At 80.4% G+C, this 8,066-nt stretch carries 6 protein-coding genes; 4 read left to right on the top strand and 2 right to left on the bottom strand.

The features are described from left to right. Positions 1–134: 134 nt before the first annotated feature. The 4 genes from ACRYR7_RS11430 (at position 135) to ACRYR7_RS11415 (ending at position 5,943) form a co-directional block, all read left to right on the top strand. A complete protein-coding gene (locus tag ACRYR7_RS11430) occupies positions 135–863 on the top strand; it encodes a hypothetical protein (RefSeq protein ID WP_432572215.1) in 729 nt (242 codons plus the stop codon). A gap of 95 nt (positions 864–958) precedes the next feature. Continuing rightward, the gene (locus tag ACRYR7_RS11425; protein WP_432572214.1) at positions 959–2,635 is read left to right on the top strand and encodes a cell wall-binding repeat-containing protein; all 1,677 of its coding nucleotides are present in this window, start codon (positions 959–961) and stop codon (positions 2,633–2,635) included. Between the two features lie 189 nt (positions 2,636–2,824). Beyond that, entirely contained in the window at positions 2,825–4,387 is a 1,563-nt protein-coding gene (locus ACRYR7_RS11420) for a reprolysin-like metallopeptidase (RefSeq protein ID WP_432572213.1), read from the top strand. A gap of 41 nt (positions 4,388–4,428) precedes the next feature. Beyond that, positions 4,429–5,943, top strand: coding sequence for a diguanylate cyclase domain-containing protein (locus ACRYR7_RS11415; RefSeq protein WP_432572212.1), 1,515 nt, complete (start codon positions 4,429–4,431; stop codon positions 5,941–5,943). A gap of 28 nt (positions 5,944–5,971) precedes the next feature. Here ACRYR7_RS11415 and ACRYR7_RS11410 read toward each other — a convergent pair whose 3' ends face one another. Both ACRYR7_RS11410 and ACRYR7_RS11405 read right to left on the bottom strand, forming a co-directional pair. Next, positions 5,972–6,955, bottom strand: coding sequence for a BadF/BadG/BcrA/BcrD ATPase family protein (locus ACRYR7_RS11410; protein ID WP_432572211.1), 984 nt, complete (start codon positions 6,953–6,955; stop codon positions 5,972–5,974). Continuing rightward, positions 6,948–8,036 (bottom strand): ROK family protein, encoded by a 1,089-nt coding sequence (locus ACRYR7_RS11405; RefSeq protein ID WP_432572210.1) that lies wholly within the window; start codon positions 8,034–8,036, stop codon positions 6,948–6,950. Before ACRYR7_RS11405 ends, ACRYR7_RS11410 begins: the two co-directional genes overlap by 8 nt. Between the last annotated feature and the right edge of the window lie 30 nt (positions 8,037–8,066).

Genomic DNA, 8,066 nt, shown 5'->3' with positions numbered 1-8,066 from the left:
GGGGCGGCCGACGGGCCGCGGCGGCGGGGCCTCGCCGCGGCCCGCCCCCGCCCCCGCGCGCCCCCCCCCCCCCCCCCCCCCCCCCCCCCCCCCCCCCCCCCCCCCCCCCCCCCCCCCCCGCCGATGATGGAGGGGTGAGCACCGTCCGCACGCCCCTGCTGGTCCTGACCGCGTTCGCCCTGGCCGCCACCGCCGCGTGCGGGTCGTCCACCGACGCCGAACCCGCCGCGGCGACGAGCACCTCGAGCGCCCCGTCCACCAGCGACCCGGCCACCGCGTCCGCGACCGCGCCCGCGACGAGCGCGACGAGCGCCGCGCCGCCGGAGGCCGACCCGTACGCGCAGCTGCGCGCCGTGGACTGGGAGCAGCGCAGCTACGCCTCCCTGCTCGACGGCACCCCGCACGTGCCCGGCAGCGACGGCCTCACCTACCTGGGCACCGCGTACGGCGCGATGGACGGGGTGCCGCGCGCCCTGGTCGTCCTGTTCGACGAGCGGTACGCCGACGAGACGAACAGCGGCGTGGTGCTGCACCTGTTCGCCGACCCGGAGGGCCAGCCCGTGCGCGGGGGCCTGTTCAACGACCAGGCCTCCGGGCAGGAACTGGCCCACGCCGCCGTGCGCATCGCCGACGACCAGGTGCAGGTGTGGACGAACACCGCCGAGCAGCTCTCGGAGACGGAGTGGGCGCAGTCGCTCTACAGCAGCTACGCGGTGTACGTCACCACCGCGGGCGATCCGTACCTGCGCGCCGGGGACGCGCAGGTCGTCGAGGGCAACCCGCCCGGTGACGCGGTGACCTGGAACGGGTCCGCGGACGACCCGCGCGCGCCGCTGCCGGACGTGAGCGCGCCGCTGGGCTGAGCGCCCCGCGAAAACCCCCCGCGCCGGGCGGGCCGCCGTGCCAGGCTGGCGCCCTCGGGTGCGGGGGGCACCCGTGCACCGGGGAGGACACCGCCGTGACCGCGCGCCGCCGCACCACCCGTCCGCTCACCACCCGCCTGTTCACCATCGCCGTCACCGCCGCCGTCGCCGCCTTGGCCGCGGCACCGCTGGTCCTGGCGCCCGCCCCGGCGCTCGCCGCGCCCGCGGAGACCGTCGTGGCCCGCTGCGCACCCGGCCTGCCGGTGCAGCACCCCGGGTGCGGGCGCACCTACCCGGGCGCCGACGCCGGGAACGGGACGTTCGAGCTGCGCGGCGCCGACCGGTACGCCACCGCGGTGGCCGTCGCCCGCCACGGGTTCCCCGCCGCCGACGCGGTGGTCCTGGCCAGCGGGGAGGACGCCCACCTCGTCGACGCCCTGTCCGCCGGGCCGCTGGCCCGCCGGCTGGCCGCGCCGCTGCTGCTCACCGCCCGCGACGCGCTGCCCGCCGCCACCGCCGAGCACCTGCGCGCGCAGCGCCCCGCCGCCGTGCTCGTCGTCGGCGACGGCGCCGCCGTCTCCGAGGCGGTCCTCGCGCAGCTGCGCGAGCTCGGGGTCGCCTCCGTCGGTCGCGTCGGCGGCGCCGACCGGTACGCCACCTCCCGGGCCCTGGCCGCGCTGCAACCCGGCGCCACCCGCGCCTGGGTCGCCTCCGGGCACCCCGGGCACCTCGTGGACGCCCTCGCCGCCGGCGGCACCGCCGCCCGCCTGGGCGAACCCCTCGTCCTGGTGCCCGGCACCGGCGACGCCACCGCCACCGCCGCCGCGCTGCGCTCGGCCGGGGTCACCGCCACCACCGTCGTCGGCGACGCCGCCGCCGTGAGCGAGCAGGTGGCCGGGCAGTTCCCCGCACCCGCCCGGGTGGCGGGCCCGGACCGCTGGCGCACCGCCCTGGCCGTGGCCGAGGAGGGCGTGCGCCGCGGCCTGCCGCGCACCGACCTCGTCGTCACCGGCGGCGAGCAGCGCAGCCTGGTCGACGCGCTGGCCGCCGGGCCGCTGGGGCGCGTCGCGCTGCTGACCGGCCCCCGCGGCGTCGGCGAGGACCTCGTGCGCCGCTGGGAGTCCGCCGGCACCGACCGCTCGGCGTTCATCGGCGCCGCCGCCGCCCGCCTGGTGTGCTGGGACGCCGCGGACGCCGCGGACGCCGCGGACTGCGCGCACGTCGCCGCCGTGGACGTCGACGGCGACGGTGACCTCGACGACGTCGCCCTGACCGGTGCCGGGCCCACCCGCCAGGTGCGGGTGCGGGTGCAGAGCGAGGCGGTGACCCTGCCCGTGCCGTCCGGCACGACGGGCTCCAGCGGCGCGTGGGTGGGCGCGCACCCGATCGACGACCGCCCCGGCGCCGAGCTCGTCGTGCTCGTCGACGTCGGCGCGCACGCCGAGCGCAACACCGTGCTCACCTGGCGCGCGGGGCGCCTGGAGGAGCAGGCCGCTCCCGGCGGCGCGGACGGCTGGTACGTCGACGCCTCCGCCGCCCTGAACCGGAGCATCACCTGCGCCGCGCCCGGGGACCTCGCCGTGCGCTCCACCGACCGCGACCCCGACGACCCCGCCGGTGACCTCCTCGTCGGCACCACCGTCTGGTACCGCTCCGTGGACGGCGCGTGGGAGGCCTCCGGGGCCACGTCCACGGAACGGCTGCGCGCCCCGGCGCCCGCGGAGTACTCCGGCTGGTCCTGCGCGGGCCTGCCCCGGTTCGCGCCGAGCTGACCGCGCGCTCCCCCGGGCGGGGGAGAGCCCGCCCGCCGACGACGCCCGGGACGTCCGGCGCACCCTCACCACCGGTGCCCCGTGCACCCGTCCGGGGCACCCCCGCCGGTCCATCCGGTCACGGCCCCGCGCACCCGAAGCACTCCTCGACGAGGCGGGAGGTACCCGCCGGGGCGAGGGGTGGTCGGCGTGCGGTTCACCGGTGTGGTCGCGGCGGTGTGCGTCGCGGGCGGCGTGCTCGGCCTGGCGCAGGGCGCCGCGGCGGCGCCCGCGCCGCAGGAGGTCACCGGCACGGTGCAGCGCGCCGTCGTCGAGGTCGGCCACGCGGAGGGCGCGGGCCACGAGGGCGCGGGCCACGAGGGCGCGGGCCGCGCCGAGCGCGACGTCGAGGTCACCGTGCTGCGCACCGCCGACGGCGACGTGCGGGTGCCCTCCTCGGACCTGGCCGGCGTGCCCACCGGCACCACCGTCACCGCGCGGCTGGGCGCCCCCGTGCGCGCCGTCACCCGCGCCCCGCGCGCCCTGGCCGAGTCCGGCCGCGACGTGCAGGGCTACCGGGTGCTCTCCGCCGCCCGCGAGACGAAGGCCGCCACCAGCACCGCCCCGCGCCCCGTGCTGCCCGTGCTCGTCACCGTGCCCGGCGTCGCCTCCGACGGCACCACCGGCGCCACCCTGACCTCCGCCGTGGCCGAGGTCAGCCGGTTCTACGACCGCCAGACCCGCGGCGCCGTCACCTACACGGCCCTGGCGCCCACCACCGCCGCCGTCGCCGCCTCCGCCGCCACCGCCTGCGACCTGTCCACCCTGGAGAAGGCCGTGCGCGCCAAGGTGGCCGTGCCCGCCGGCACCACCCTGCTGATGCACACGCCCAAGGTGGGCTGCGCCTTCTCCGGCGTGGCCTGGATCGCCTCGCCCGCCGCCCGCGACCGCGCGCTGTGGGTCCACGGCACCGCCGCCCCCGCCGTCGTCGCCCACGAGATCGGCCACAACCTCGGCCTGGGCCACTCCGGCTCCTCCGCCGCCTGCGCCGGCGGCAGCGCCGACGACGGCGCCGCGAGCGCCTGCACCACCGTGGAGTACGGCGACTTCTTCGACGTCATGGGCGCCAACGCCTTCGCCGCCGGCTCGCGCACCCTGCACCTGGGGGAGATGAGCGCCGCCCAGCGCGACCGCCTCGCCGGGTTCACCGGCACCGAGCTGGTCGCCGTCGACGCGGCCGCCACCACCTCCACCGCGCTCGCCCCGATCGGCACGGCCACCGGCGCGCAGGCCCTCAAGCTCACCAGCGGCGGGGTGACCTACTACGTCGAGCTGCGCGCCGGCGGCGGCCGCGACGCCGCCCTGTACCCGGGCGGGCAGTACTTCGGCACCACCGCCACCGGCGCCACCGGCTGGGCGCCGATCCCTGCCGGGGTGACCGTGCGCCGCCTCGACGGCAGCACCGCCGGCGCCAAGGCCCGCCTGCTCGAGCCGCGCGCCGCCGGCGCCCCGTTCGTGCTGCCCGCCGGGGCCACCTTCACCACCGCCGACGGGCGCACCACGATCACCGCCACCGCCGTCTCCGGCACCGCCGCCACCGTGCGCGTCGCCCCCCGCCCCGGCACCGCGCCCGTCCCGGTCCCCGCCCCGGTGCCGGCCCCCACGGCCGCGCCGACCCCCGCGCCCACCGCCACGCCCCTGCCCCGCAGCCGCCGCACCGTCGCCCAGGCGTGGCGCGCGCCGGCCGGGACCCCCTCGAGGAGCACCCGCTGAACGCGCCGAAGGCCGGGCGGCGCCCCCGCGCTGCTGCCACCATGACCGGTGCACCGGTCACCGCGGTGCCCGCTGCCCAGCGGGTCCACGGCCCGCGGGCCGACGCGCACGAGGTGCAGGGGGTGGTGGCGGTGCAGCGGTCCCCGGGCCCGGTCCCGCGCCCCGCCGTGCCCGTGCACCCGCTGGAGGCGCTGCTCACCGAGCTCGCCGAGGCCTCGCGCGAGCACGCCCCGGCGCTGCAGCACCTCGTCGGGCTCGTGCACCACCGCCTCGCCGCCGCCGCGCGCGTGCGCCACGTCGCCGTGCTCGCCACCGGCGACGGCCAGCCGGTCGTCGTCACGGCCGGCGACCCCTGCGCGCCCGGCGGTGCCGTCGCCCAGCTCACCCTGCGCCACGCCGGCGCCGACGTCGGCGTGCTGCGCCTGAGCGGCGGCGCCCCCGCCCGCGTGCCCGCGCACGTCCTGGCCACCGTCGCCCACCACCTCGCCGCCGCCCTGCACGCCGCGGCCGCCGCCCAGCACCAGCAGCGGGTCTCCGCCGTGGGGCGCACCCTGTTCGAGCGCGGCAGCCGGGCCACCGGCGTGGAGGCCGCCGGGCGCGTGCTGGCGCAGGCCACCGCCGACGCGCTGCGCACCGAGGTCGCCGCCGTGCACCTCGTCGACGCCGACACCCGCGCCACCCACGTCCTCGTCCTGGGCGCGCCCCCCGAGGTGGAGGCGGAGCTGTCGCGCACCCTCGTCGGGCGCGTGGCCAGCGAGTCGCCCGCGTGGCGGCGCATCGTGGACGGCGGCTGCGACCTCGTCGAGGACTCCAGCACCGCGCCCCTGCGCCCCGGCGGGGTCGTGCAGACCCTCGGGCTGCTCTCCTTCGCCGCGGTGCCCCTGCTCTCCGGCGACGGCCTGGTGGGCGCCGTGCTGTGCGGCGACACCACCGCCCGGCGCACCTGGAGCGACGCCGACCGCGACCTCGCCCACCGCCTGGCGCTGGCCGGCGCGACCCTCGTCGACAACGCCCGCCTGCGCGAGGGCGAGCGCGCCCACCTGCGCGAGCTGGAGCACCTGGCCTTCCACGACGCCCTCACCGGCCTGGCCAACCGCGCCGCCCTGCTGCGCGGCATCGAGGACGCCGTGCAGCCCGGTGCCGACGGCGCCGCGCTGCTGCTCGTCGACCTCGACGGCTTCAAGCAGGTCAACGACGCCCTGGGCCACCACGCCGGCGACGTCCTGCTCCAGCTCGTCGCCGACCGGCTGCGCCGCCTGGCCCCGACCGGCGCCCTGCCCGCCCGCCTGGGCGGCGACGAGCTGGCCGTCCTGCTGCCCGGGCCGGTCGGCGCCGCGCAGGCCCTGGCCCTGGCCCACCGGGTGCACCTGAGCCTGCGCGAGCCGTTCGAGGTCGAGGGCCGCACCCTGCGCACCGGCGCCAGCGTCGGCGCCGCCCTGGCCCCCGAGCACGCCGGCGACGTCACCGGCCTGCTGCGCGCCGCCGACGGCGCGATGTACCGCGCCAAGCGCGGCGGGGGCGGGCCCGTGCTGGCCCGCCCCCGCGGCACCGCCTGACGCACGGCCCGACCGGCCGTCGCCCCCCTCAGCCCCGCGAGGGCGACGGCGGCGACGAGGACAGCGACAGCGCCAGCGCCCCGTCCACCGGCGGCCGCTCCAGCACCACCAGCGCCAGGCCCGGCAGACGCTCGGCCAGCGCCGCGCGCAGCGCCTCCTGCACCACCGGCTGCCCGACGACCACGCCGCCCGCCGCGACCACCGTGCGGCCCGCGGCGCCGCGGCGCACCAGCGCCTGCAGCCCCTCGACCACCGCCGCCACCGCCGAGGACACCGCGCGCCGCGCGGTCGGCGCCCCGGCCGCGGCGTGCTCGAACACCAGCGGGGCCAGCGAGCCCCAGCGCGACTCCGAGGCCTCCTGCGCGAACGCCAGCGCCAGCTCCGGCACCCCCGGCGCGCGGAACTCCGCGGCCAGCGCGCGCCCGAAGGAGTCCAGCGGCAGGCCCCGGTCGTCGCGGCGCAGCACCGCGGTGAACGCCTCGCGCACCAGCCCCGGGGCGCTGCCGTGGTCGTCGAGCAGCCAGCCGTGCCCGCCCACGCGCACCCGCCGGCCGTCGGCGGTGGCGCCCAGCGCCACCGCGCCCGTGCCCAGCACGAGCTGCAGGCACTCGCCCACGCCGGCCGCCGGTCCCAGCAGCGCCGCGTCGTTGACCACCCGCACCCGCCCCGGCAGCAGCGCGGCCAGCGCGCGCCCGGCGTGCTCGACCTGGGCGGGGCTGTCGCAGCCGTGCGCGCCGACCGTGGTGGTGGTGCCCGGCCCGGGCGCGGCGGTGCGGGTGATGAGCGCCGCCAGGCGCGCCAGGTTGCCCCGCGGGTCGCCGAACAGCTCCCCGCGGCGCCAGTCCGCGGAGGCCACGACGACGTCGGAGCGCTCGCCGCCCTCGCGCAGGGCCGCCACGTGCGTCTTGGTGCCGCCGACGTCCACGCCGACCCAGCGCGGCGTCCCGCCCGCGGGGGAGGCGGGGGTCGGGGGCGCGGCGGGCGCCGCGGTCGCGGTGGGGTGCTCACGCAAGGTAGGTCAGCCCCCGCACCTCGCGCGCGGTCAGCTCGGCGACGCCGGTGAGCGCCGCGTCCGCGCCCAGCGCGCCGCCCACCAGGTCCGGCACCGAGGGCACGCGCCCCAGCAGCCGCTCGCGCAGCTCCTCGGCCACGTGCTCGGCGTCCGCGCCCAGCGCGCCGGCCAGGACGAGGACCTGCGGGTCGACCACCGTGCACAGCGCTGCGCACGCCAGGGCCAGCAGGTCCAGGCGCTCGCCGGCCGGGGCCGCGGCCAGCCGCTGCTCCAGGTCGCCCTGGTCGGCGTAGTAGGAGCCCAGCGCCCCCGTGCGCGTGAGCAGGTAGCCGACCTCCCCGGCCGAGGAGCGGGCCCCGCGCAGCACCTCGCCGCCGGCGACGACCCCGGCGCCGACGCCCGCGCCGACGACCAGGGCCGCGGCGCTCTCCGCGCCGGCGGCCGCGCCGCGGCTCCACTCGCCGTAGGCGACGGCGTTCGCGTCGTTCTCCACGCGGGTGCGCAGGCCCGTGCGCGCCTGCACGATCTGCCCCAGCGCCACCTCGTGCCAGCCCAGCTCGACGGTGCGGGTGACGGTGCCCCCGGCGCCGCTGACCACCCCCGGCACGCTCAGGCCCACGCCCAGCAGCCGCCGCCCGGAGGCGGCGGCGCGCTCCACGAGGACGTCGACCGTGCGCAGCGTGCCGTCCAGGCGGGCGGTGGGGGCGCTGCCGCCCGGTCCGCCGGCGAGGTCGAAGGGCAGGGACTCCTCGTGGACGGTGGCGCCGTCCAGGTCGCGCAGCTGACCGCGCGCGCCGGCGGCGGTGACCTCCACGGCCGCCACCAGGCGCGACTCGCCGGCGAAGCGCATCAGCGCCGAGGGGCGGCCCCCGGAGGAGCGGTCCAGCCCGGCGCGCGCCACCAGCCCCTCGCGCAGCAGCGCCGAGCACAGCCGCTCGACCGTGGCCGGGCTCAGGCCGGTGGCGCTGACGAGCTGGCGCCGCGACAGCGGCCCGCGCACCTGCAGCGCCTGCAGCACCGCGGTGCGGTTGATCTCGGTGACCGTCCTGGTGGTCGCGGTCCTCGCGGTGGTCACAGCCACCCGGTCCCCCCTCCTGCTCCCCGGTCGCGG

Origin of the sequence: Kineococcus gurbantunggutensis (genome assembly GCF_050871925.1) — a bacterium.
Taxonomy (GTDB): domain Bacteria; phylum Actinomycetota; class Actinomycetes; order Actinomycetales; family Kineococcaceae; genus Kineococcus.
This window is presented reverse-complemented; position numbering and strand designations above follow the sequence as displayed.

Coding starts and splice junctions, on each gene's coding strand:
- ACRYR7_RS11415 (WP_432572212.1), top strand. CDS start 4,429: ATGACCGGTGCACCGGTCACCGCGGTGCCCGCTGCCCAGCGGGTCCAC.